The following is a 23,813-nucleotide window of genomic DNA, read 5'->3' as shown; positions in this document are numbered from 1 at the left end:
GATGCGCGTGATGTACGCGATACCGCCGTCCGGGGCGCGGGCGCCGCACGGGAGCTGATGTCTGGCTCGCCGGTTCCGTACGCGCTACGCACGGCCTGGCGAAAGTCTTATGGGGCGGTGCGCGGCCCGACCCAGGTGGCTCCCGAGTCCAAGGGCTGCGCTACAACGACCGCCTTACGCGGAACCTGCACCTTCAGGCGCCGTCGCGGCGGCGGCCGGATCGGCCGTGGTAACGGCCGGGGCTGCCTCGCGGTCGGGCGCGAGCGGGTCGGTCACCGTGCCGGACTCCTCGTCGAAGAGCCCCTGCGCCAGCCTGGTCACCGCTGCGGGGACCGGCGGCGTTAGGTCGGCCACGGCTCGGAGACCGGACAGGACGTCGTCGGGTCGCACGGCAGGTGTCACGTGCCGTACTACCAGCCGCAGTATCGCACAGGGCTTGTCCCCGGACCTATCAGGCTGTGGATCAAGGGCCTGCAGATCGACGACGGCGGCACGGGCGTCGAAGGTCCTCACGCCGTTCTTGGCACGGCGCTGGACCTCGACGGTCTCGGCGTCCATGAAGGCGACGACGGCCTTCTCCGCGTCCTCGGCCGCCACGCCGTCCAGCCGCATCTCCCATACGGAGGCGGTCAGCCGGTCGGCGAGGCCGGAGGTCCTGGCCTCCACGGCGTCGACGACGTCGAGGCCGTCGGGCATCGACGCGTCGAGCAGTGCGCGGAGGGTGTCGGGATCCCGCGCCTCGGTGAGGGCGATCTCCAGGAACTCGGCCTCGCTGCCCGTCCCCGTGGGGGCGGCGTTGGCGTACGACACCTTCGGGTGCGGGGTGAAACCGGCCGAGTAGGCCATGGGCACCTCGGAGCGGCGCAGCGCCCGCTCGAAGGCACGCTGGAAGTCTCGGTGACTGGTGAACCGGAGGCGGCCCCGCTTGGTGTAGCGCAGTCGGATGCGCTGCACCGCCGGTGCGGGCGGCGGGCCTTCGGGCTGTCGCTTGCCCAGTGGTTCTTCTCCTCGGTGCGGGGCGGCCGCGTCGGCGTGCCACCCACGAAGTTCGGGGTGCCCCGGGGTGCCGCTCCGGCTCACCCCCGCCGACGGTTTTGCCGGTGAGCGGGGAGATCTCGGGCGCGGGCGCCGCGCTGGGGACAGTCCTTGTCCTACCCAGGGTACGCGCAGCGGACCCTCCGAGTTCCCGCCCGTCCGTGGCCTGCGGTGTTCCGACCGGTGCGCGCCAGGCGTCCCGGCGGGCGGAGCGGGGCGTAAGCCGGGCTCCGGCCAGGGCGGCGCGGGCGGCGCGTCCCGTTCGCGCCGGGGTGACGCGAACGCCCGGCCCGGGGTCTCCCGGGCCGGGCGTTCGTCACCGGGCTGTCACTCGGAGGGGCCTACTTCACGACGGTCAGCGGCAGGAGCTTCCTGCCCGTGGGGCCGATCTGGATGTCCAGGTCGAGCTGCGGGCACACGCCGCAGTCGAAGCAGGGGGTCCAGCGGCAGTCCTCGACCTCGGTCTCGTCGAGCGAGTCCTGCCAGTCCTCCCAGAGCCAGTCCTTGTCGAGGCCGGAGTCCAGGTGGTCCCAGGGCAGGACCTCCTCGTAGGTCCGCTCGCGGGTGGTGTACCAGTCGACGTCCACGCCGAAGGCGGGCAGCGTCTTCTCGGCGCTCTTCATCCACAGGTCGTAGCTGAAGTGCTCGCGCCAGCCGTCGAAACGGCCGCCGGACTCGTAGACCTCGCGGATGACGGAGCCGACGCGGCGGTCGCCGCGGGAGAGCAGTCCCTCCACGATGCCGGGCTTGCCGTCGTGGTAGCGGAAGCCGATGGAGCGGCCGTACTTCTTGTCGTCGCGGATCTTGTCCCGGAGCTTCTTCAGCCGGGCGTCGGTGTCCTCGGCGCTCAGCTGCGGGGCCCACTGGAACGGGGTGTGCGGCTTGGGCACGAAGCCGCCGATGGAGACGGTGCAGCGGATGTCGTTCTGCCCGGAGACCTCACGGCCCTTGGCGATCACGTTGACCGCCATGTCGCCGATCTGGAGGACGTCCTCGTCGGTCTCGGTGGGCAGGCCGCACATGAAGTACAGCTTCACCTGGCGCCAGCCGTTGCCGTACGCGGTGGCGACCGTACGGATCAGGTCCTCCTCCGAGACCATCTTGTTGATGACCTTGCGCATGCGCTCGGAGCCGCCCTCGGGGGCGAAGGTGAGGCCCGACCTGCGGCCGTTGCGGGTCAGCTCGTTGGCCAGGTCCACGTTGAACGCGTCGACGCGGGTGGAGGGCAGCGAGAGCCCGATCTTGTCGTCCGTGTAACGGTCGGCGAGGCCCTTGGCGATGTCACCGATCTCGGTGTGGTCGGCGGAGGAGAGCGACAGGAGCCCGACCTCTTCGAAGCCGGTGGCCTTGAGGCCCTTCTCCACCATCTCGCCGATGCCGGTGATGCTTCGCTCCCGCACGGGGCGCGTGATCATGCCGGCCTGGCAGAAGCGGCAGCCGCGGGTGCAGCCGCGGAAGATCTCCACGGACATCCGCTCGTGCACCGTCTCGGCGAGGGGGACGAGCGGCTGCTTCGGGTACGGCCATTCGTCGAGGTCCATGACGGTGTGCTTGGACACGCGCCACGGCACGCCGGACCGGTTGGGCACGACGCGGCCGATGCGGCCGTCGGGCAGGTACTCGACGTCGTAGAAGCCGGGGACGTAGACGCCGCCCGTCCTCGCGAGGCGGAACAGCACCTCCTCCCGGCCGCCGGGACGGCCCTCGGCCTTCCAGGCGCGGATGATCTCGGTGATCTCCAGGACCGCCTGCTCACCGTCGCCGATGACCGCGCAGTCGATGAAGTCCGCGATCGGCTCGGGGTTGAACGCGGCGTGGCCGCCCGCCAGCACGATCGGGTGGTCGACGGTGCGGTCCTTGGACTCCAGCGGGATGCCCGCGAGGTCCAGGGCCGTGAACATGTTCGTGTAGCCCAGCTCGGTGGAGAAGCTCAGGCCGAAGACGTCGAACGCGCCGACGGGACGGTGGCTGTCCACGGTGAACTGCGGCACCTTGTGCTCGCGCATCAGCTCCTCGAGGTCCGGCCACACGCTGTACGTGCGCTCGGCGAGGACACCCTCGCGCTCGTTGAGCACCTCGTACAGGATCATGACGCCCTGGTTGGGCAGTCCGACCTCGTAGGCGTCCGGGTACATGAGTGCCCAGCGGACGTCGCATTCGTCCCAGGGTTTGACGGTGGAGTTCAGCTCACCGCCGACGTACTGGATGGGCTTCTGCACATGCGGGAGCAGAGCTTCGAGCTGCGGGAAGACCGACTCGGCAGACATCTGTGGACCTTCGTAGCTGGCAGGGGTGACCACCAAGCGTAACCCGATGCTCAGCCTTTCAGCGCCGCGCGCAGTCCTGGGCGGGACGCCCGTGCCCAGACCTCGGGCAGCTCGCGCTCCCGCGCCCGGGCCGTCGCCTCCTCCCTGCCGTACAGGAGCCCCCAGGTGAAGGCGGACTCCCCCGCGTCGTGCGCCTGGACGGCCAGGGTGCACAGGGCGTCCCTGGCGACGACGCTGTCCTGGTGGTCGCCGAGGACCGACTGCACGGACTTCATCCGCTTGGCGAACCGCTTGGCCGGTCCGCCCAGGGCCGGCCTGGCGGCCTCGGCGGCGTAGCGGACGCGTTTTGCGGCCTTGCGCGCCTCGTGCAGGGCGATGTCGCGCTCCTCGCCCGCGGGCAGGCCCAGGGCGTTCCCGACGCGCGTGGCGAGGCGTTCGTACTCCTTGAGCACGGCGCGGGGCAGGACGTCCCTCGGTCTCCGCGCGGCGGCGGGGCGCAGTGGCGGGTCGGCGAGGAGGCCGTCCAGCGCGTCCAGCAGGGTCAGGTAGCGCTCCGCGTCGAGCACGGCGACGGCCCGCCCGCGCGAAGCGCTGCGCCGGGCCACGGAAGTGAGCCGCAGCCGGGCGTCCACGGGCCCCAGGACCAGGGCCTCCGGCAGCGCGGCGACGCGGGAGCCCAGCCGTGCGTCGAGGACCTCCTGGTCGCGGTCGACGCCCAGCTCGGCGGCGAGCCACTTCAGCTCGTCGCGGAGCGGATCGGTGACGCCGCGGTCGAGCACCTTGCGGTACGTCCTGAGGGCACTGCGCAGTCGGCGGGTGGCGACCCTCATGCGGTGGACGCTGTCGGGCAGGTCCCGGCGTACGGCGGGGTCGAGCTCGACGAGGGCCGTGACCTGGCGGCGTACGTAGGCGAGGACGTGGTCACCGGCGGTGCGCGGGGAGGGTTTACGCCTCTTCGTGCGCCGGGGCTCGTCCGGAGCGGTCTCGGCCAGGGCTCTGGAGAGTTTGGACGGCGCGGCCGCCGGCCGGACGCCGGCCTTGCGCAGCCGCCGCTCGACGGCGTCGAGGAGGGCGGGGTCGGCGTCGTCGGCCAGTTCGACCTCGATCTCGGTCCACGCCGAGGTCGTGCCGCGTCCGTCCTCGGTCAGGCGCTCCGCGAGGACCTCGTCGACGCTCAGCTCGGCGAGCAGGGCGCCGTCCGCGTCGAGGAGGTGGTGGACGTCCCGGGCGGAGAGGATCCGGACGACGGGGTCCACCGGGGTACGGCGCACACGGGAGCGGAGCAGGTCGCCGAGGGCGGGCGGCAGGGCGTCGGTGAGCGGCGCCCGGATCTCGTCGCGTACGTCGGCGGAGACGGGGATCTTGAGGTGCCATCCGGCGTCGTCACCGCCGGTCCTGCGCCGGAGCGTCAGGGAGTCCGCGGCGAGCCGGAGGTCCACGGTGTCGTAGTAGACGGCGTCGAGTTCGCTGAGGCCCCGGTGGACGACGGCCGAGACCCCGGCCGCACGGGTCAGGTCCGGCAGCCGGGTCTCGGGAGTCGCTTCGTACTTCCGCTCGACCTCGCGCTTCGCGTCCGTCATATGACGAATCTATCCGCGATGCCCCGGGATATGCAGGGCGGAGTGAATCGCTCAGGCCGACATCGGCCGTTGCACCTTGATCGACTGGAGCAGCCCGATCGCCACCCAGACGGCGAACATCGACGAGCCTCCGTACGAGACGAACGGCAGGGGCAGTCCGGCCACCGGCATGATCCCGAGGGTCATCCCGATGTTCTCGAAGGACTGGAAGGCGAACCAGGCGATGATGCCGGCGGCCACGATCGTGCCGTAGAGCTCGGTCGTACCGCGGGCGATACGGCAGGCGCGCCACAGGACGACACCGAGCAGGACGATGATCAGCCCGGCTCCGAGGAAGCCAAGTTCCTCGCCCGCGACGGTGAAGACGAAGTCCGTCTGCTGTTCGGGGACGAACTGGCCCGTCGTCTGGGACCCGTTGAAGAGCCCCGTGCCGGTGAGGCCGCCGGAGCCGATGGCGATGCGGGCCTGGTTGGTGTTGTAGCCGACGCCCGCCGGGTCGAGCGCCGGGTTGGCGAAGGCCGCGAAGCGGGCGATCTGGTAGTCGTCGAGGACGCCGAGCTGCCAGACGGCCACCGCGCCCGCAGCGCCCGCGCCGAGGAGCCCGAAGACCCAGCGGTTGGAGGCGCCGGAGGCGAGGAGCACGCCGAGCACGATGACGGCCATCACCATGACCGAGCCGAGGTCGGGCATCAGCATGACAACGGCCATCGGCACGAGCGCCAGCCCGAGCGCCTTGGCGACGGTCCGGTGGTCGGGGTGCAGCTGGTCACCCGCGTCGACGCGGGCGGCGAGCAGCATCGCCATGCCGAGGATGATCGTGATCTTGGTGAACTCGGACGGCTGGAGCGAGAAGCCGCCGGGCAGCAGGATCCAGGCGTGCGCGCCGTTGACGGTGGCGCCCAGCGGGGTGAGGACCGCGAGGACGAGCAGGACCGACAGCCCGTAGAGGACCGGCACCGCTCCCCGCAGGGTGCGGTGCCCGAGCCAGATGGTGCCGATCATCAGCGCGAGGCCGATGCCGGTGTTGAGCGCGTGCCGGAAGAGGAAGAAGTACGGGTCGCCGTGGGTGAGGGAGTCCCGGCCGCGGGTCGCCGACCAGACCAGCAGCGCGCCGATGAAGGAGAGCGCGACGGACGATCCGAGCAGGGGCCAGTCCAGCCGCCGCACGACGGAGTCGCGAGCGGTGAGCCGGCCCCAGACGGAGCGTTCCTCGGGGACGTAGCGCGAGACGGAGAATCCGGCCATCAGTCACGCCTCCCGGCGGTCGCCGGCAGGGCACCCGCAAGCGCCTGCGTGCCGTCGTCGACGGGTGCGGGGACGTACGGCTTGATCTTGGGCGACACGATCTGGCCGTCCGGCTTGATCTTGGGCAGTGCCTTCTGGGGCTGGGGCAGCAGCGCCTTCTTGAGGTTCTGCTTGCCGCTGGCGTCGAGCCCGTAGAGCGCGTTGTAGATGTTGCGCACGGCGGGGCCGGACGCGCCGGAGCCCGTACCACCCTGGGAGATCGTCATGACGATCGAGTAGTCCTTGGTGTACGTGGCGAACCACGAGGTCGTCTGCTTGCCGTAGACCTCGGCCGTGCCCGTCTTGGCGTGCATCGGGATCTTGTCCTGGGGCCATCCGCCGAACCGCCAGGCGGCGCTGCCCCGGGTCGCGACACCCGCGAGGGCTTCGTCTATCTCGTCGCGGGTGTTTCCCTTGAAGGGGAGCTTGCCGTGGGCCTGGGGCGCGATCTCCTGGACGGTCTTGCCGTCGCCGCTGATGATCGCCTTGCCGACGGTCGGGTCGTACAGGGTGCCGCCGTTGGAGATCGCGGCGTAGATGGTCGCCATCTGGATCGGGGTGACGAGCGTGTCGCCCTGGCCGATCGAGTAGTTGACGGAGTCACCGGCGCGCATCTTGTTGCCCTCGAGGCAGCCTTCGTACGCGATCTTCTCGACGTACGTGCCGTCCTTCTTGCCCTGCTTGCACCAGGACGCCTTGTTGACGTCGTAGAAGTCCTGCTTCCACTGCCGGTCCGGGACACGGCCGGGGACCTCGTTGGGGAGGTCGATGCCGGTCTCCTTGCCGAGCCCGAACTGGTGGGCCGTCTTGTAGAACCAGTCGGCGGGGTTCTTCTTCGGCTTGTTGCCGCCGTCCTTCGCCCATTCCTTGTGCGCCAGGCCGTAGTAGACCGTGTCGCAGGAGACCTCCAGGGCGCGTCCGATGCTGATGCTGCCGTAGCCCTGGGACTCGAAGTTCTTGAAGACCTGCCCGCCGATGGAGTACGAGCTGGGGCACGGGTAGTTCCCGTTGAACGGGTATCCGGCGTTGACCGCCGCGGTGGAGGAGATGACCTTGAAGATCGACCCGGGTGCGGCGGTGCCCTGGATGGCCCGGTTCAGCAGCGGGAAGTTGGACTTCTTGCCGGTGAGCTTCGCGTAGTCCTTGGCGGAGATGCCGCCGATCCAGGCGTTGGGGTCGTACGTCGGCAGGGACGCCATGGACACGATGCGGCCGGTCTTGGCCTCCATGACGACGACGGCCCCGGAGTCGGCCTTGTACAGCTCGTTGGTGTTGCGGTCCATCTCCTTGCGGGCCGTCTCCATGGCCTTGTTCAGCTCGTACTCGGCGACGGCCTGGACCCGTGCGTCGATGGAGGTGACGACGCTGGAGCCGGCTTCGGCCTCGTCGTTCTGGGCCTGGCCGATGACGCGGCCGAGGTTGTCGACCTCGTAGCGGGTGACGCCGGCCTTGCCGCGCAGTTCCTTGTCGTACGTGCGCTCCAGGCCGGAGCGGCCGACCTGGTCGGAGCGCAGGTAGGGCGAGTCGGTGTCCTGGGCCTTGGTGACCTCGTCGTCGGTGACGGGCGAGAGGTAGCCGAGGACCTGCGCGGTGTTGGCCTTGCCGGGTGCGGCGTAGCGGCGCACGGCGGTGGGCTCGGCGGTGATGCCGGGGAAGTCCTCGGCGCGTTCACGGATCGTGAGGGCCTGCTGGGTGGTGGCCTCGTCGGTGACCGGGATCGGCTGGTAGGGCGAGCCGTTCCAGCAGGGCTGCGGGGTCTTTGCGTCGCAGAGCCGGACCTTGTCCCGGACGTCCTTGGGCTTCATGTCCAGGACATCGGCCAGACGGTTGAGGACGCCGACGCCGTCGTCCTTCATCTTCATCAGCTCGGTGCGGCTCGCGGAGACGACGAGGCGGGTCTCGTTGTCGGCGAGGGGCACCCCGCGCGCGTCGAGGATGGCACCGCGTACGGCGGGCTGCACGACCTGCTGGACGTGGTTGTTCTTGGCCTCGTCGGTGTACTCCTGGCCGTTGCGGATCTGGAGGTACCAGAGCCGGCCGCCGAGCGTCAGGAGCAGGGAGAACACGAGGACCTGGATGACGACGAGACGGATCTGGACCCGCGGGGTCCGGCCCGTCTCCGGAATGTTGCTCACGGGGCGCCCCCGGTGGTGGGTCGGCCGGAGGTACGGGGGTGGACGCCCCCGGTGCTCGTCCGGTGCCGGTACGGACTCACAGTCGCTTGACCCCCTTGATCCTTCCTGCGCGTGCGGCACGGCTGCGGGCCGCCCTCAGGCGCATCCCGTTCCGCTGGTTCCCGATCCGCAGCCCGGTGCCGGAGGCGAGCCAGCCGGCGGCGACGTCACCGCTGCCGGAACTGTCGGCGACCGGGTCGTTCTCGGTGCGTCTGGCGAGCGCCATGATCAACGGAACGGTGAACGGCGCGAGGAGCAGGTCGTACACGACGGCGGTGAACAGCAGACTGCCCAGGCCCACGTGGCGGGCGGCCGTGTCACCGACGAGCGAGCCGACACCGGCGTAGAGCAGGGTGGAGCCGAGTGCCGCGACGACGACGAAGGCCATCGGGGTGAAGGCCGACTTGAGCCGGCCGTTGTCGGGACGCGTCATGCCGGCGACGTAGCCGATGACGCAGAGCACCAGGGCGTAGCGCCCGGCCGCGTGGTCGGCGGGCGGTGCCAGGTCGGCGAGGAGCCCCGCGCCGAACCCGATCAGGGCGCCGCTGACGGGCCCGTACACGAAGGCCAGTCCGAGGACCACGAGGAGCAGCAGGTCGGGCGTGGCGCCGGGGAGCTGGAGCCGGGCGAGGACGGACACCTGGATGACGAGGGCGACCACGACCAGGGCGACGGAGAGCAGCATCCTGTTGATACGCATGGGGATCAGCTCTATTCCTGCTCGTTCGCCGCGTCACCGGCGGCCGGGTCGGCGTCGCCGGAGGCGTTCGGGGAGGCGGAGGAGCCGGGCTTCTCGTTGATGTTCCCGACGACCTTCCCGTCGCTGTCGACGAGGTCGCCGTTGGGCTGGGCGGTGACGGTGACCGTCGGGGTGGGCTTGGGCTTCTCCGGCTTCTTGGGCTGCACGGGGAGGACCATGTCACGGGGGTTCTCGCGGGGCGCCTGGACGACGATGCCCACGATGTCGAGCTTGGTGAAGCCGACGAACGGGCGGACGTAGACCGTCCGGGTCAGGTCGCCGCCCGAGGGGTCGACACGGACGACCTCGCCGACGGGGACCCCCGGGACGAAGGGCTTGTCCTTGCTGGACCCGAAGGTGACCAGCCGGTCGCCCTTCTTCACGTCGGCCTTGCCGTTGAGGAACTGGACCGAGAGCGGCCGGGCCCCCTGCCCCTTGGCGAAGCCGAGCTCGTCCGTCTTCTCCAGCCGGGTGCCCACGGTGAAGTCGGGGTCGTTGGCCAGCAGGACGGTCGCGGTGTTCGGCCCGACGGTGGTGACCCGGCCGACGAGCCCTTCGCCGTTCAGTACGGTCATGTCGCGCTGGAGGCCGTCACGGGCCCCGGCGTCGATGGTGACGGTCCAGGAGAAGCCCTGGGCCGCTCCTATGGCGATGACCTGGGCGGCCTTGATGCCGTACTGGCCGGCCCCGGCGCTCTTCAGCATGGTGTCGAGCTGGCGGACCTTGCTGGTGTTGCGGTCGTCGCTGCCGAGCTTCGTCTTCAGCGCGGCGTTCTCGTGCTCCAGGGCCGCGATCCGGTCGTGCCGGTCACCGGAGTCGCGTACGGCGCCGATGGCGTTGCCCACCGGGTCCACCGCCGCCGCCACGCCGTTCTCGACCGGTCCGAAGACCGTGGCCGCGGCCTGCCGGGCTCCGTCCACCGGTGACTCCTCGCCACCGCGGATGTCCACCGTGATCAGGGCGAATGCGATGGCGATCAGCAGCACCAGGAGCAGCCGGCTCTCTCGTGTGTCCCTCACGTGCGGCGGCCGTGCCTTCCTCGTCGGAATGTTCGTGCCTGTATGCGAAATGTTGGTGCCTGTCATAGCGGTGTTCCGCCGTACGGGACGGCAGTGCCCGTACGGCGGAACGTCGCTGCCTACCGCCGGGGCTGGGCGTCCAGCACCTGCTGGAGCGCCTCGAACTCCTCGACGCACTTCCCGGATCCGAGGGCCACCGAGTCGAGCGGGTCCTCGGCGATGTGGATCGGCATGCCCGTCTCGTGGCGCAGCCGCTCGTCGAGTCCGCGCAGGAGCGCGCCGCCGCCGGTGAGGACGATGCCGCGGTCCATCACGTCGCCCGAGAGCTCCGGCGGGCACTTGTCGAGCGTCGTCTTCACGGCGTCGACGATCGCGTTGACCGGCTCCTCGATGGCCTTGCGGACCTCGGTGGCGGAGATGACGACGGTCTTGGGCAGGCCCGAGACGAGGTCGCGGCCACGGATCTCGGTGTGCTCGTCCTTCTCCATCTCGAACGCCGAGCCGATCGTGATCTTGATCTGTTCGGCGGTGCGCTCACCGAGGAGGAGGGAGTACTCCTTCTTGACGTGCTGGATGATCGCGTTGTCCAGTTCGTCACCGGCGACCCGGATCGACTGGGCAGTGACGATTCCGCCGAGCGAGATCACGGCGACCTCGGTGGTGCCGCCACCGATGTCGACGACCATGTTGCCGGTGGCCTCGTGGACGGGCAGACCCGAGCCGATGGCCGCGGCCATGGGCTCCTCGATGATGTGCACCTGCCGCGCACCCGCCTGCGTCGACGCCTCGATGACGGCGCGTCGCTCGACCCCTGTGATGCCGGAGGGCACACAGACGACGACTCGCGGGCGGGCCAGGTAGCGGCGCTTGTGGATCTTGAGGATGAAGTAGCGGAGCATGCGCTCCGTGATCTCGAAGTCGGCGATCACGCCGTCCTTCAGGGGCCGCACGGCAACGATGTTGCCCGGCGTGCGGCCGATCATCTTCTTGGCCTCGGAGCCGACCGCCAGGATTCCGCCGGTGTTGGTGTTGATGGCCACGACGGACGGCTCGTTCAGAACGATGCCGCGCCCCCTGACGTACACCAGCGTGTTGGCAGTCCCGAGGTCGATAGCCATGTCACGGCCGATGAACGACATTGAGTTCCCCTTGTTCCCCATGAGGATGCGTCGGGCCTTCCCAAGAAGCGAAGAATGGCTTGTTCCAGGTAGGCGAGGTTGGCGCTGCGGGCGTGGAAGCTTCCATCGTAGTGCCGTATGCACGGACACAGCGCGAGGGTCCTTCGCCGTGGCGGGCGGAACGGCTGCCCGTTCCACCCATGGTGACGTTACGTCGGAGGGATGCGTTCCCGCGAGACCTGACCCTATGCCGAAGGGCGACCGAATTACTTCGGTCGCCCCAGGTCATGAGCGCTGATTGGCGGAGCCGAAGTCAGGAAAGTCCGGGAAAGAACAGCTTGAGTTCTCGCTCTGCGGACTCCTCGGAGTCCGAGGCGTGGATGAGGTTCTCCCGGGTGATCGTGCCGAAGTCACCACGGATCGAGCCGGGCGCGGCGGCGATCGGGTCGGTGGGACCGGCCAGCGCGCGGACACCCTCGATCACCCGCTCGCCTTCGGCCACCAGAGCGACGACGGGGCCGGACGCCATGAACTCGACGAGCGGCTCGTAGAACGGGCGGCCCTTGTGCTCACCGTAGTGCTGCTCCAGCGTCTCCTGGTCGAGCGTGCGCAGCTCCAGCGCGGTGATCGTCCAGCCCGCCTTGCGTTCGATGCGGCCGACGATCTCGCCGATCAGCCCACGCCGGACGGCGTCGGGCTTGAGAAGGACGAGGGTGCGCTGAGTCATGTGCGGCTCCTTGGAGACTTTCGGGTGCGGGTGAGGGCGAGATTACAGGGGTACGCCGGCCGGGCTACGACCGGGCTCACGCTGCGTCATCCTTGGGCCGGAGCCTCCGCGCTCTCCTGGGCCTCGGCCTGGGCCGCCCACCGAGCCTTGGCCTCGTCGATCCTGCGGCCGTAGTGCACCGAGGCCCACCACAGGGCGGCGAAGATGACACCGAGGATGAACATCATCGGGACGAAGAAGCCGCTGAGCACGAGCAGGATCTGGAGACCCCAGCCGAGCTGGACGCCGCCGGGGCGGGTGATCACACCGCAGAGCAGGACGGAGAGCAGCATGCCGATGCCGCAGACCGTCCAGACCGTGGCCATGGACAGGTCGTCGGACTTCATCGCCACGAGCCCGGCGAAGCCGATCACGAAGAATTCACCGATCAGCGTCGAAGCACAGAGCGTACGCACAGGGTCAGCGCCTTCCCAGAAGCAGCCGGGCCTCGCCGACCGTGATCACGGATCCGGTCACCAGGACCCCGGCGCCCGCGTACTCGGCCTCTTCCTCGGCGAGGGTGATCGCCGCCTCCAGGGCGTCGTCCAGGCGTGGCTCGACCTGGACGCGCTCGTTGCCGAAGACCTCGACGGCGACGGCGGCGAGCTCGTCCGCGTCCATGGCGCGCGGGCTGGAGTTCTGGGTGACGACGATCTCGGCGAAGATCGGCTCGAAGGCTTCGAGGAGCCCCCGGACGTCCTTGTCGCCGCTCGTGCCGACGACCCCGATCAGCCGGGAGAAGCTGAACGCCTCGGAGATCCCCTCGGAGGCGGCGAGTGCGCCGGCCGGGTTGTGCGCCGCGTCCAGGACGACGGTCGGGCTGGACCTGACGACTTCCAGGCGGCCCGGCGAGAGGACGGACAGGAAGGCCTTGCGGACCGCCTCCACGTCGAGACTGCGGGCCTGCTCCGCGCCGATGCCGAAGAACGCCTCGACGGCGGCGAGCGCCACCACGGCGTTGTGCGCCTGGTGCGCCCCGTAGAGCGGCAGGAAGATGTTGTCGTACTCGCCGCCCAGGCCCCGCAGGGTCAGCAGCTGGCCGCCGACCGCGATCTCGCGGGAGACGATGCCGAACTCCATGCCCTCGCGGGCCACCGTGGCGTCCACCTCGACGGCCTTCTTCAGCATGACCTGCGCGGCGTCGACCGGCTGCTGCGCCAGGATCACCGTTGCGTCCTGCTTGACGATGCCGGACTTCTCGCCGGCGATCTCGGCGGGCGTGGAGCCGAGGCGGTCGGTGTGGTCCAGGGAGATGGGGGTGACGACGGCGACCGAGGCGTCGATGACGTTCGTCGCGTCCCAGGTGCCTCCCATGCCGACCTCGACGACCGCGACGTCGACCGGCGCGTCCGCGAAGGCCGCGTACGCCATGCCGGTCAGCACCTCGAAGAACGAGAGGCGGTAGGGCTGCTGGACGTCGACCATCTCGACGTACGGCTTGACGTCGTTGTAGGTCTCGATGAAGCGCTCGGCGTCGATCGGGGCGCCGTCCAGGCTGATCCGCTCGGTGATCGACTGGACGTGCGGGGAGGTGTAGCGGCCGGTGCGCAGGTCGAGGGCGTTCAGCAGGGCCTCGATCATGCGCGCCGTGCTGGTCTTGCCGTTCGTCCCCGTGATGTGGATCGACGGGTAGGCGCGCTGGGGCTCGCCCAGCACGTCCATCAGAGCCGCGATACGGGTCACGGACGGTTCGAGCTTGGTCTCGCCCCAGCGGCCCGCGAGCTCCTGCTCCACCTCGCGCAGCGCGCGGTCGGTCTCGGGGTCGGCGGGACGGTCGGGAACCGCCTCGCCCTGCGGCGGGCCCGACTGGGTGCGCAGCGTGCGGCTCCCGGCCTCGATCACCGCCAGGTCGGGATCGCGCTGGGTCTCCTCGTCGACGATCTCCGCGAAGGTGTCGTCGGGATCGGACGCGTCGTGCCGGTCTGAAGGGCGGGGCTCACTCACAGGGCCAGTCTACGGATGGCCGCGGACATCGCGCGCAGCGCCCGGCGCCGCGCTCCCCCGGACACGGCGGAGCCCCCGCGCTCCCGGTCGGTCGGGGGCGCGGGGGCTCCGCACTCAGGTCATCAGCCCTTCGGCAGATTCGCCAGCTGGGCGCTGATCCGCTCGATGTCGGCGTCCGCCTTGGCGAGCCGGCCACGGATCTTGTCGACCACGTTGTCCGGGGCCTTCGCCAGGAAGGCCTCGTTGCCGAGCTTCCCGTTGGCCTGGGCCTTCTCCTTCTCGGCGGCACCCAGGTCCTTCGTCAGGCGCTTGCGCTCCGCCTCGACGTCGATGGTGCCGGAGAGGTCGAGGGCGACCGTGGCACCCGCGACCGGCAGCGTGGCCGTGGCGTGGAAGCCGTCGCCGGCCGGCTGCAGGCGCAGCAGCTGACGGATGGCCGCCTCGTGCGGGGCGAGCACCGTCCCGGTGACGGTCAGCTCGGCCGGGACCTTCTGGCCGGGCTGGAGGCCCTGGTCGGAACGGAAGCGGCGGACCTCGGTGACGACCTGCTGGACGAGCTCGATCTCCTTCTCGGCCGCCGCGTCGCGGAAGCCGCTGTCCTGGGGCCAGTCGGCGACGACGACGGACTCCTGGCCGGTGAGCGTCGTCCAGAGCTGCTCGGTGACGAAGGGGACGATCGGGTGCAGCAGCCGCAGCGTGACGTCCAGGACCTCGCCGAGGACCCTCGCGGAGACCTTGGCCTGCTCGCCGCCGGCGAAGAACGTGGTCTTCGACAGCTCGACGTACCAGTCGAAGACCTCGTCCCACGCGAAGTGGTAGAGGGCGTCGCTGAGCTTGGCGAACTGGAAGTCCTCGTAGAACGCGTCGGCGTCGGCGACCGTCTTGTTCAGCCGGGACAGGATCCAGCGGTCGGTGGCCGAGAGCTGCTCGACGGGCGGGAGCTCCCCCTCCACCGTCGCGCCGTTCATCATCGCGAAACGGGTCGCGTTCCAGATCTTGTTGGCGAAGTTGCGGGATGCCTGGACCCAGTCCTCGCCGATCGGGACGTCCGTACCGGGGTTGGCGCCCTTGGCCAGGGTGAAGCGGACGGCGTCGGAGCCGTACGTGTCCATCCAGTCCAGCGGGTCGACGACGTTGCCGAAGGACTTCGACATCTTCTTGCCGCGCTCGTCACGGACCAGGCCGGTGAGCGCGATCGTCTTGAACGGGGCCTCACCGTCCATGACGTACAGGCCGAACATCATCATCCGGGCGACCCAGAAGAAGATGATGTCGTGGCCGGTGAGGAGGACGTCGGTCGGATAGAACTTCTTGAGGTCCGGGGTCTCCTCGGGCCAGCCGAGCGTGGAGAACGGCCACAGGCCGGACGAGAACCAGGTGTCCAGGACGTCGTTGTCCTGGGTCCAGCCCTCGCCGGTGGGCGGCTGCTCGTCGGGGCCGACGCAGACGACCTCGCCCGCGGGGCCGTACCAGACGGGGATGCGGTGGCCCCACCAGAGCTGACGCGAGATGCACCAGTCGTTGAGGTTGTCGACCCAGTCGAAGTACCGCTTCTCCATCTCCTTCGGGTGGATCGCGACCCGGCCGTCACGGACCGCGTCACCGGCGGCCTTGGCGAGCGTCTCGACCTTGACCCACCACTGGAGGGAGAGGCGGGGCTCGACCGTCGTACGGCAGCGGGAGCAGTGGCCGACGGAGTGGACGTAGGGCCGCTTCTCGGCGACGATCCGGCCCTGTCCGCGCAGCGCGCCGACGATGGCGGACCGGGCCTCGAAGCGGTCGAGGCCCTCGAACGGGCCGGCGACGGTGATGACGCCCCGCTCGTCCATGACGTTCATCGACTCCAGGCCGTGGCGCTGGCCGATCGCGAAGTCGTTCGGGTCGTGCGCCGGGGTCACCTTGACGGCGCCGGTGCCGAACTCCGGGTCGACGTGGTGGTCGGCGACGACCGGGATCGTGCGGTCGGTCAGCGGCAGCTTGATCCGCTTGCCGATGAGGTGCGTGTAGCGCGCGTCGTCCGGGTGGACGGCGACCGCGGTGTCACCGAGCATCGTCTCGGCGCGGGTCGTGGCGACGACCAGGGTCTCCTCACCCTCGCCGTACGTGATGGAGACGAGCTCACCGTCGTCGTCCTGGTAGTCGACCTCGATGTCCGAGATGGCCGTCAGACAGCGCGGGCACCAGTTGATGATGCGCTCGGCGCGGTAGATCAGCTCGTCGTCGTACATCTTCTTGAAGACGGTCTGGACGGCGGCGGAGAGGCCCTCGTCCATGGTGAAGCGCTCACGGGACCAGTCGACGCCGTCGCCGAGGCGGCGCATCTGGCCGAGGATCTTGCCGCCGTACTCTTCCTTCCACTGCCAGACGCGTTCGACGAACGCCTCGCGCCCCAGGTCGTGGCGGGACTTGCCCTCCTCGCCGAGCTGCTGCTCGACCTTGTTCTGGGTGGCGATGCCGGCGTGGTCCATGCCCGGCAGCCACAGCGCCTCGTAGCCCTGCATCCGCTTCCGGCGGGTGAGGGCGTCCATCAGCGTGTGCTGGAACGCGTGGCCGAGGTGCAGGGAGCCCGTGACGTTGGGCGGCGGGATGACGATCGTGTACGGAGGCTTCTCGCTCTCCGGGTCCGCCGTGAAGTAACCGCGCTCCACCCAGCGCTCGTACAGCTTCCCCTCTACGTCGGCCGGCGCGTACTGGGTCGGCAGTTCGGGGATGCTGGCTGGCTGCTGCGCTGCGTTCTCGGTCACGCCAGACAGTTTAGGGGCGTCACAGTCGTGCACTGAAACCGGTTTGTTGAGTAACGGTGTGTACCTGGGTGACCTGAGTGGACGCGGCTTCCGTCAGGATGTCCGGAACGCATAAGCATTCGGAGGGGACAGCACCATGAGCTACAACCAGCCGGGCCCGTACGGCGGCCAGCCGCCGCAGGGCCAGCCCGGACCGTACGGCCAGCAGCCGGGTCCGTACGGCCAGCAGCCCAACCCGTACGGCCAGCAGCCGCCGCAGGGCGGCCAGCCCGGCTACGGCTACCCGCAGCAGGCCCCCCAGGGCGTCCCGCCGCAGCAGCAGCCCCCGCAGCCGGGCTACGGCTACCCGCAGGGCCAGCAGCCCGGCCCCTACGGCCAGCAGCCGCCCACCCCGCCGTACGGCGGCCAGCAGGCGTACCCCGGCATGCCGCCGCAGCCGGGCGCCCCGAAGAAGAAGACCGGCCTGATCATCGGCGCCGCCGTGGTGGCGCTGGCCGTGGTCGCGGGTGGGGTGTACTTCCTCACCTCGGGCGGCGGCAACGGTGACGTGGCCGACTCGACCAAGGGCTACAAGATCACGCCGGCCGCTTCGGTGGGCGACTACAAGAAGGGCGACAGCGGCTCGTCGTCGGACACGATGTCGAGCAAGGAGAAGTCCGAGGCCGAGGCCCTGGGCATCAAGGACGCCCACAAGGCCCAGGCGCGGTACCAGAGCGGCGACCTCGAGAAGAACCCCCTCACGACCAAGATGCTGATGCTCTTCGGCAACTGGGGCGAGGTCTCCGACCCGGCGAAGGCCCTGGACGGCATGTTCACGCAGGCCAAGATCGGAATGGCCCAGAGCGAGAGCGACGGCAAGGCCACTCTGGTCGGCAGCCCCGAGAGCGTCACGCCCGAGGGCTTCGAGGGCGCGCTCATGAAGTGCCAGCAGATGAAGGTGGTCAACGACGAGGCCGACGGCACGGCGGCGGGAGGCCCCAAGGAGATGCTGATGCCTGTCTGCATCTGGGCCGACTACAGCACCGTCGCGGCGGTCGTGGGCGTCGACATCGGCGCGGCGATGACCAACAAGTCCATGACGCAGGACGAGGTGGCCGCCCTGGCCGCCAAGCTGTACAACACCTCGCGCACCAAGGTCTGATCCTCGACGCGAAGGGGCGCCCGGCCGGTGGCCGGGCGCCCCTTCGCGTGCGCGTCGTCGGTGCTGCCGCTACGCGGACTTCTCGTGCCGGCCGCCGTCGTTCTTGCCGATCGTGCGCGGCTCGCGCGGGACCAGCGTCGGGTTGACGTTGTTGCGGACGACGTCCGGGGTGATGACCACGCGGGCCACGTCCTTGCGGGACGGCACCTCGTACATCACGGACTGGAGGACTTCCTCCATGATGGCGCGCAGACCGCGCGCGCCCGTCTGGCGCAGGATCGCCTGGTCGGCGATCGCCTCGAGGGCCTCGCGCTCGAAGTCCAGCTCCACGCCGTCGAGTTCGAAGAGGCGCTGGTACTGCTTCACCAGGGCGTTGCGCGGCTCGATCAGGATCTGGAGCAGTGCCTCGCGGTCCAGGTTGTGGACCGAGGTCAGCACGGGGAGACGGCCGATGAACTCGGGGATCATCCCGAACTTCACCAGGTCCTCCGGCATGACCTCCTGGAACTGGTCGCTCGCCTGGATCTCCAGCTTGGAGCGGATCGTCGCCCCGAAGCCGATGCCCTTGGCGCCGGCCCGCGACTCGATGATCTTCTCCAGGCCCGAGAAGGCGCCGCCCACGATGAACAGGACGTTCGTCGTGTCGATCTGGATGAACTCCTGGTGCGGGTGCTTCCGTCCGCCCTGCGGCGGCACGGAGGCGGTGGTGCCCTCCAGGATCTTCAACAGGGCCTGCTGGACGCCCTCGCCGGACACATCGCGGGTGATCGACGGGTTCTCGCTCTTGCGGGCGACCTTGTCGATCTCGTCGATGTAGATGATCCCGGTCTCGGCCTTCTTGACGTCGTAGTCGGCCGCCTGGATCAGCTTCAGCAGGATGTTCTCGACGTCCTCACCGACATAGCCGGCCTCCGTCAGCGCCGTCGCGTCCGCGATGGCGAACGGGACGTTGAGCATGCGGGCCAGTGTCTGCGCGAGAAGCGTCTTGCCCGAGCCCGTGGGGCCCAGCAGCAGGATGTTCGACTTGGCGAGCTCGATGGCGTCGTCGCGATTCGAACCGCCGCCGTTCTCCCCGGCCTGGACCCGCTTGTAGTGGTTGTACACAGCGACCGAGAGGGCCTTCTTCGCGGGCTCCTGCCCGACGACGTACCCCTCGAGGAACTCGTAGATCTCGCGCGGCTTGGGAAGCTCCTCCCACCGCACCTCGGAGGTCTCCGCGAGCTCCTCCTCGATGATCTCGTTGCAGAGATCGATGCACTCGTCGCAGATGTACACACCGGGTCCCGCGATGAGCTTCTTCACCTGCTTCTGGCTCTTTCCGCAGAACGAGCACTTGAGCAGGTCGCCGCCATCACCGATGCGTGCCACGAGGTGCTTCCCCTTCGCCTGGGAGCAGCCTGGTTCAGCGGCTCCTGGTGCCTCTATCCGACGGTACCTTGCCTGGCCCCCCGTTCGGGCCCCCCTTGGCACGGTTCACACGGCCGGGGCCGTGCGGACGGAATGTGCCAAGGGGAAAGACCGACGTCAGACCGACGCGCCCGCGGTGGTCTTACGGGTGGAGACGATCTGGTCCACCAGACCGTACGCGAGTGCGTCGTCGGCCGTAAGGATCTTGTCGCGCTCGATGTCCTCGCTGATCTTCTCCAGCGGGGTGGTGGAGTGCTTGGCCAGCATCTCCTCGAGCTGGGTGCGCATCCGCAGGATCTCGTTGGCCGCGATCTCCAGGTCGGAGAGCTGCTCGCGGCCGGTCTGCGAGGACGGCTGGTGGATGAGCACACGGGCGTGCGGGAGCGCCATGCGCTTGCCCGGGGTGCCGGCGGCCAGCAGGACGGCGGCGGCGGAGGCGGCCTGGCCCATGCAGACGGTCTGGATGTCCGGCTTCACGAACTGCATCGTGTCGTAGATCGCGGTGAGCGCGGTGAACGAGCCGCCGGGGCTGTTGATGTAGATCGAGATGTCGCGGTCCGGGTCCATCGACTCCAGGCACAGCAGCTGCGCCATGACGTCGTTGGCCGAGGCGTCGTCGATCTGGACGCCGAGGAAGATCACGCGCTCCTCGAAGAGCTTCGCGTACGGGTCGTACTCACGCACACCCTGCGAGGTGCGCTCCACGAAGCGCGGGACGACGTAGCGGTTGTCCACCTGCGGGCCGGTGTAGAGGCCGCTCGCGGAGGCGCCGGAGAAGTTGTTCATGTGGGTCTTCACCATCCTGGTGGCGTATCTGGGGGCTGGAGGTCTCGGCGTACGAGAGGGTGCGGGGTGCTGCACGCCCGGATCAGGCGCCGGTGCCGCCGCCGCCCGGGATGCCCGACGCGACCGTGATGATCTCGTCGATGAGGCCGTAGTCCTTGGCCTCCTCGGCGGTGTACCAGCGGTCACGGTCGCCGTCGCGGATGATCGTCTCCACGGTCTGGCCGGAGTGGTGGGCGGTGATCTCCGCCATCCGCGTCTTCGTGCGGAGCAGGTACTGCGCCTGGATCTTGATGTCCGAGGCGGTGCCGCCGATGCCGGCCGAACCCTGGTGCATGAGGATGTCGGTGTTGGGGAGCGCGAAGCGCTTGCCCGCCGTGCCACCGGTGAGCAGGAACTGGCCCATCGAGGCCGCCATGCCCATACCGATGGTGACCACGTCGTTCGGGATGTACTGCATGGTGTCGTAGACCGCCATGCCGGCCGTCACCGAGCCGCCGGGGCTGTTGATGTAGAGGTAGATGTCCTTGTCGGGTTCCGCGGCAAGGAGCAGAAGCTGTGCGGTGATCTTGTTGGCGATGTCATCGTCGACCTGCTGACCGAGGAAGATGATGCGCTCGCCGAGCAGTCGGCTGTAGACCTGGTCACCGAGGCCTCCACCGAGGGACGGCTCTCCGGCGGCGTAGGGCATCAGATTCGTCACGTATCCACCTGCTCGTCTCTGACGGCTCCGGCCGTCTCAGCGTCTTCGTACCGGGTGGGCCGGGACTACCCGACCCTTCCTCTTCATGGACCCTAACGCGCAGGTGGGACAACGCCATCCCGCTTCCCCAACTGTTCGCTGGGAGCGCAAGGTGAGCAGTCCGCACAAGGGTTCCCGGGTGCTTCCCCGGGCGCGATGGCCGATACGACGGCGGGCCCCGGACGTCGTACGTCCGGGGCCCGCCGCGTGGATCAGGTCAGCGAGCGGAACGGGGCTCAGGCCTCGTTCTTCTCGTCCTTCTCCTCAGCCTTCTCGGTGCCCTCGGCGGCCTCGACCGTCTCGGCGGCCTCGTCCGCTGCCTCTTCCTCGTCCTCGAGCTCGACGATCTCACCGTTGGTGTCCGTGACCTTGGCGGCCTCGACGACGACGGCGAGCGCCTTGCCGCGGGCGACCTCGCCGACGAGCATCGGCACCTGGCCGCCCTCGACGACGGCCTGGGCGAACTGGTCGGGGCTCATGCCGGAGGACGCCGCACGCCGCATGAGGTGCTCGGTGAGCTCCTCCTGGTTGACGTTCAGCTTCTCCTTGTTGACGAGCTCATCGAGGATGAACTGCGTCTTGATGCCCTTGATCGCCTGCTCGGAGGTCTCGTTCTCGAACTCCTCCAGGGTCTTGCCCTGGATCTCGAGGTACTTCTCGAGGTCGAGACCCATCTGACCGAGCTGGTGGTGCTCGAGGTTGTGCTTGCGGGTCTGGACCTCGTCCGCGAGAAGCTTCTCGGGGATCGGGACCTCGGCCAGCTTCAGCAGCTCCTCGAGGACGCGCTCCTGGGCCTGGGTGGCCTGGTCGTACTGCTTGGTGTTCTCGAGGCGCTTGCGGCTGTCCTCGCGAAGCTCGGCGAGCGTGTCGAACTCGCTCGCCATCTGCGCGAAGTCGTCGTCCAGCTCAGGCAGTTCGCGGGCGGAGACGGCGGTGACCTTGACGGTGACCTCCGCTTCCTTGCCCTCGGCGGAGCCGCCCTTCAGCTCGGAGGTGAAGGTGGCCTCGCCACCGGCCTCCAGGCCGGTCACGGCCTCGTCGATGCCGTCGAGGAGCTCGCCGGAGCCGATGGTGTACGAGACACCCGCGGCCACGCCGTCCTCGAGGACCTCTCCGTCGACCTTGGCCTCCAGGTCGATCGTCACGACGTCGCCCTCGGCGGCGGCGCGCTCGACCGGGTTGGTGGAGGCGAAGCGCTCACGGAGCTGCTCCACGGCCTTGTCGACGTCCTCTTCGGTGACTTCGAGTGCGTCCACGGTGACCTCGATGCCGGAGTAGTCCGGAATCTCGATCTCGGGACGGACGTCCACCTCGGCGGTGAAGGCCAGCAGCTCGCCGTCCTTGAGCTCGGTGATGTCGACCTCGGGCTGGCCCAGAACGTTGAGCTCACCCTCGTTGACAGCTTCCGTGTAGAACTTCGGAAGGGCGTCGTTGACGGCCTCCTCCAGCACTGCACCACGGCCGAACCGCTGGTCGATGACGCGGTTCGGGATCTTGCCCTTACGGAAGCCCTTCACCGTGACCTGCTGGTTGATCTTCTTGTACGCCGCGTCGAGGCTGTCCTTGAGCTCCTCGAAGGGCACCTCGATGCTGAGCCGAACCCGAGTCGGGTTCAGGGTCTCCACGGCGCTCTTCACGGTTCGGTCTCCTTGGTGGCTGACTTCTTGGGGTTCTGCTGGGCCGCCGAGAGGCGGCTTCGCGGATCGAGCCCGGTACATCAGACACACGGGCACGCAATTTGCATAGTAACGGCAAGGTGGAGGACTCCCACAATGCGATCTTGCTGGTGGTCGGGGTGGCCGGATTCGAACCGACGACCTTCCGCTCCCAAAGCGGACGCGCTACCAAGCTGCGCCACACCCCGTCGGTGCGACACGAAGGGTACATGCAGACGAGCGCTGCGTCGGCCGCTTTGCACGGGCCGTCACCGGCGGTGTCACGGGGGCGGGCCGATACGGGTGTGCACGCACCTTCCCCGACCCGCTAGGATGCTGTCCGTACCGAGTTCCACCGGGCCCTGCCGGACCCGTGGTGCGGTGCTTGCGGGCGTAGCTCAATGGTAGAGCCCTAGTCTTCCAAACTAGCTACGCGGGTTCGATTCCCGTCGCCCGCTCCAACGGCCCAGGGCCGGGCGGAGGATCTTTCCTCCGCCCGGCCCTGAGTGCTTCCGTGACGCCCCACGCGGGCGCGCCGGCCGCTACGCGGGAGGCAGCGCGTCCCGCAGCGCCCGGGCGGAGGCGGCCGGGTCGTAGCCCTCCGGGACGCCCTCGACCAGGATGATGTCGCCCTTGATGTGCCGCGAGCGCAACGGCGCGATCTCCTGGTACGCGGGCGAGTCCCACCAGGCCCGCGCCTCCTGGATCCCGGGGAAGCCGATCACCACGACGGCGCCCGGCCAGCTTCCCTCCTTCACCTCGTGCGGTGTGACGTGCACCAGGAAGCTGCCGCCGTACGGCTCGAACGTCGCGGGGATCCGCTCGATGTACTCGGCGATCTCCGGGTGCGGGGCGGCGTCCTGCAGGTGGGCTATCGCATAGGCGGGCATGGCGTCCTTCCGGTCGGCGGGGCTGCTGCGTCCGACCGGAGCATGGCACTCACGCGTGCCGGGTTCGATGACCCGTCAGGTAATGGAGGTCCGCCCGCGGGGAGCCGGGCGTCCGAGGCCCTCGTGGGGCGGGCGCGCCGCGGTGCCGAACGCATCGACAGGGCGGGCGGGTCGACCCCGGGCCATCGGGCACCCGCGCGTGCGACCCGGCGGGCGGGTCGCCTGCCGGGCCGGGCGCTTCCGTGTGCCTCAGAAGCTGATCTGGTTGAGCGTGTCGGCTATCGAGTTCATGAATCTGTTGATCGACGGAGCCATGCCCGTCGACGCCAGGAAGAAGCCGAACAGCACGGCGACGACCGCCGGGCCGCCCTTGATCGACCCGCCGCGGATCAGCACCACCAGGACGACCCCCAGCAGAAGCACCACAGACAGTGAAATGGCCACGACTGATCACACCCTTGGTCGGTCCGCCTTGCCGGCCCGGTGGCATGCGGTCGGCACACACCTCCGTCGCGCCCATCGTGC

General features: G+C 69.3%; 19 protein-coding genes and 2 tRNA genes. 2 read left to right on the top strand and 19 right to left on the bottom strand.

Annotated elements, in window-relative coordinates; all coding sequences use genetic code 11:
• Positions 1 to 174: 174 nt before the first annotated feature.
• The 12 genes from IA22_RS0102030 to IA22_RS0101975 form a co-directional block, all read right to left on the bottom strand.
• On the bottom strand, positions 175 to 954 hold the full coding sequence (locus IA22_RS0102030) for a TIGR03936 family radical SAM-associated protein (protein ID WP_014156301.1): 780 nt from the start codon (positions 952 to 954) through the stop codon (positions 175 to 177).
• Positions 955 to 1,376: 422 nt separating this feature from the next.
• A complete protein-coding gene (locus IA22_RS0102025) occupies positions 1,377 to 3,302 on the bottom strand; it encodes a TIGR03960 family B12-binding radical SAM protein (protein ID WP_015577133.1) in 1,926 nt (641 codons plus the stop codon).
• Between the two features lie 50 nt (positions 3,303 to 3,352).
• Complete coding sequence (locus tag IA22_RS0102020; RefSeq protein ID WP_030122567.1) at positions 3,353 to 4,882, bottom strand: CYTH and CHAD domain-containing protein; 1,530 nt, start codon at positions 4,880 to 4,882, stop codon at positions 3,353 to 3,355.
• A 51-nt stretch (positions 4,883 to 4,933) separates the two neighbouring features.
• Positions 4,934 to 6,127, bottom strand: coding sequence for a rod shape-determining protein RodA (rodA, locus tag IA22_RS0102015; RefSeq protein WP_014156298.1), 1,194 nt, complete (start codon positions 6,125 to 6,127; stop codon positions 4,934 to 4,936).
• Complete coding sequence (gene mrdA / locus IA22_RS0102010) at positions 6,127 to 8,301, bottom strand: penicillin-binding protein 2 (protein ID WP_014156297.1); 2,175 nt, start codon at positions 8,299 to 8,301, stop codon at positions 6,127 to 6,129. Before mrdA ends, rodA begins: the two co-directional genes overlap by 1 nt.
• A 76-nt stretch (positions 8,302 to 8,377) precedes the next feature.
• A complete protein-coding gene (gene mreD / locus IA22_RS0102005) occupies positions 8,378 to 9,040 on the bottom strand; it encodes a rod shape-determining protein MreD (RefSeq protein WP_014156296.1) in 663 nt (220 codons plus the stop codon).
• Positions 9,041 to 9,051: 11 nt separating this feature from the next.
• Complete coding sequence (mreC, locus tag IA22_RS0102000; protein WP_015577136.1) at positions 9,052 to 10,098, bottom strand: rod shape-determining protein MreC; 1,047 nt, start codon at positions 10,096 to 10,098, stop codon at positions 9,052 to 9,054.
• Positions 10,099 to 10,217: 119 nt separating this feature from the next.
• Positions 10,218 to 11,237, bottom strand: coding sequence for a rod shape-determining protein (locus IA22_RS0101995; RefSeq protein WP_015577137.1), 1,020 nt, complete (start codon positions 11,235 to 11,237; stop codon positions 10,218 to 10,220).
• A 292-nt stretch (positions 11,238 to 11,529) separates the two neighbouring features.
• Positions 11,530 to 11,943, bottom strand: a complete 414-nt coding sequence (gene ndk / locus IA22_RS0101990) for a nucleoside-diphosphate kinase (RefSeq protein WP_014156293.1) — start codon at positions 11,941 to 11,943, stop codon at positions 11,530 to 11,532.
• 86 nt (positions 11,944 to 12,029) lie between these two features.
• Positions 12,030 to 12,398, bottom strand: coding sequence for a DUF4233 domain-containing protein (locus IA22_RS0101985; RefSeq protein WP_014156292.1), 369 nt, complete (start codon positions 12,396 to 12,398; stop codon positions 12,030 to 12,032).
• 4 nt (positions 12,399 to 12,402) lie between these two features.
• Positions 12,403 to 13,926 (bottom strand): bifunctional tetrahydrofolate synthase/dihydrofolate synthase, encoded by a 1,524-nt coding sequence (folC, locus tag IA22_RS0101980; RefSeq protein ID WP_030122566.1) that lies wholly within the window; start codon positions 13,924 to 13,926, stop codon positions 12,403 to 12,405.
• Positions 13,927 to 14,048: 122 nt separating this feature from the next.
• Positions 14,049 to 16,670 (bottom strand): valine--tRNA ligase, encoded by a 2,622-nt coding sequence (locus IA22_RS0101975; RefSeq protein ID WP_015577140.1) that lies wholly within the window; start codon positions 16,668 to 16,670, stop codon positions 14,049 to 14,051.
• 136 nt (positions 16,671 to 16,806) lie between these two features.
• Between IA22_RS0101975 and IA22_RS0101970 the strand changes: the two genes are divergently transcribed.
• Positions 16,807 to 17,811, top strand: coding sequence for a hypothetical protein (locus IA22_RS0101970; RefSeq protein ID WP_030122565.1), 1,005 nt, complete (start codon positions 16,807 to 16,809; stop codon positions 17,809 to 17,811).
• 69 nt (positions 17,812 to 17,880) lie between these two features.
• Here the strand turns inward: IA22_RS0101970 and clpX are convergent, their stop codons facing one another.
• The 5 genes from clpX to IA22_RS0101945 form a co-directional block, all read right to left on the bottom strand.
• Positions 17,881 to 19,179: an ATP-dependent Clp protease ATP-binding subunit ClpX gene (gene clpX, locus IA22_RS0101965; RefSeq protein WP_014156286.1), complete on the bottom strand. Its 1,299-nt coding sequence runs from the start codon at positions 19,177 to 19,179 to the stop codon at positions 17,881 to 17,883.
• 156 nt (positions 19,180 to 19,335) lie between these two features.
• Positions 19,336 to 20,019 (bottom strand): ATP-dependent Clp protease proteolytic subunit, encoded by a 684-nt coding sequence (locus IA22_RS0101960; protein ID WP_030122564.1) that lies wholly within the window; start codon positions 20,017 to 20,019, stop codon positions 19,336 to 19,338.
• Between the two features lie 67 nt (positions 20,020 to 20,086).
• A complete protein-coding gene (locus IA22_RS0101955) occupies positions 20,087 to 20,692 on the bottom strand; it encodes an ATP-dependent Clp protease proteolytic subunit (protein ID WP_030122563.1) in 606 nt (201 codons plus the stop codon).
• 287 nt (positions 20,693 to 20,979) lie between these two features.
• Entirely contained in the window at positions 20,980 to 22,380 is a 1,401-nt protein-coding gene (gene tig / locus IA22_RS0101950) for a trigger factor (protein ID WP_014156283.1), read from the bottom strand.
• 150 nt (positions 22,381 to 22,530) lie between these two features.
• A tRNA-Pro gene (locus IA22_RS0101945) sits at positions 22,531 to 22,607 on the bottom strand.
• A gap of 178 nt (positions 22,608 to 22,785) precedes the next feature.
• On the opposite strand from IA22_RS0101945, the gene IA22_RS0101940 reads away from it, so the two are divergent.
• Positions 22,786 to 22,859: transfer RNA gene (locus IA22_RS0101940), tRNA-Gly, on the top strand.
• 81 nt (positions 22,860 to 22,940) lie between these two features.
• Here the strand turns inward: IA22_RS0101940 and IA22_RS0101935 are convergent.
• Positions 22,941 to 23,288: a DUF1330 domain-containing protein gene (locus tag IA22_RS0101935; RefSeq protein ID WP_030122562.1), complete on the bottom strand. Its 348-nt coding sequence runs from the start codon at positions 23,286 to 23,288 to the stop codon at positions 22,941 to 22,943.
• 249 nt (positions 23,289 to 23,537) lie between these two features.
• Positions 23,538 to 23,732: a hypothetical protein gene (locus IA22_RS0101930; protein WP_014156281.1), complete on the bottom strand. Its 195-nt coding sequence runs from the start codon at positions 23,730 to 23,732 to the stop codon at positions 23,538 to 23,540.
• Positions 23,733 to 23,813: the final 81 nt, after the last annotated feature.

The sequence above is a fragment of the Kitasatospora papulosa genome (genome assembly GCF_000717245.1).
GTDB classification, from domain to species: Bacteria; Actinomycetota; Actinomycetes; order Streptomycetales; family Streptomycetaceae; genus Streptomyces; species Streptomyces papulosus.
The sequence above is the reverse complement of the archived record's forward strand: the minus strand, read 5'-3'. Positions and strand labels throughout refer to the sequence as shown.

Coding starts and splice junctions, on each gene's coding strand:
- IA22_RS0102025 (WP_015577133.1), bottom strand. CDS start 3,302: ATGTCTGCCGAGTCGGTCTTCCCGCAGCTCGAAGCTCTGCTCCCGCAT.
- IA22_RS0102020 (WP_030122567.1), bottom strand. CDS start 4,882: ATGACGGACGCGAAGCGCGAGGTCGAGCGGAAGTACGAAGCGACTCCC.
- rodA (WP_014156298.1), bottom strand. CDS start 6,127: ATGGCCGGATTCTCCGTCTCGCGCTACGTCCCCGAGGAACGCTCCGTC.
- mreD (WP_014156296.1), bottom strand. CDS start 9,040: ATGCGTATCAACAGGATGCTGCTCTCCGTCGCCCTGGTCGTGGTCGCC.
- IA22_RS0101995 (WP_015577137.1), bottom strand. CDS start 11,237: ATGTCGTTCATCGGCCGTGACATGGCTATCGACCTCGGGACTGCCAAC.
- ndk (WP_014156293.1), bottom strand. CDS start 11,943: ATGACTCAGCGCACCCTCGTCCTTCTCAAGCCCGACGCCGTCCGGCGT.
- IA22_RS0101970 (WP_030122565.1), top strand. CDS start 16,807: ATGAGCTACAACCAGCCGGGCCCGTACGGCGGCCAGCCGCCGCAGGGC.
- IA22_RS0101960 (WP_030122564.1), bottom strand. CDS start 20,019: ATGGTGAAGACCCACATGAACAACTTCTCCGGCGCCTCCGCGAGCGGC.
- IA22_RS0101955 (WP_030122563.1), bottom strand. CDS start 20,692: ATGCCCTACGCCGCCGGAGAGCCGTCCCTCGGTGGAGGCCTCGGTGAC.
- IA22_RS0101935 (WP_030122562.1), bottom strand. CDS start 23,288: ATGCCCGCCTATGCGATAGCCCACCTGCAGGACGCCGCCCCGCACCCG.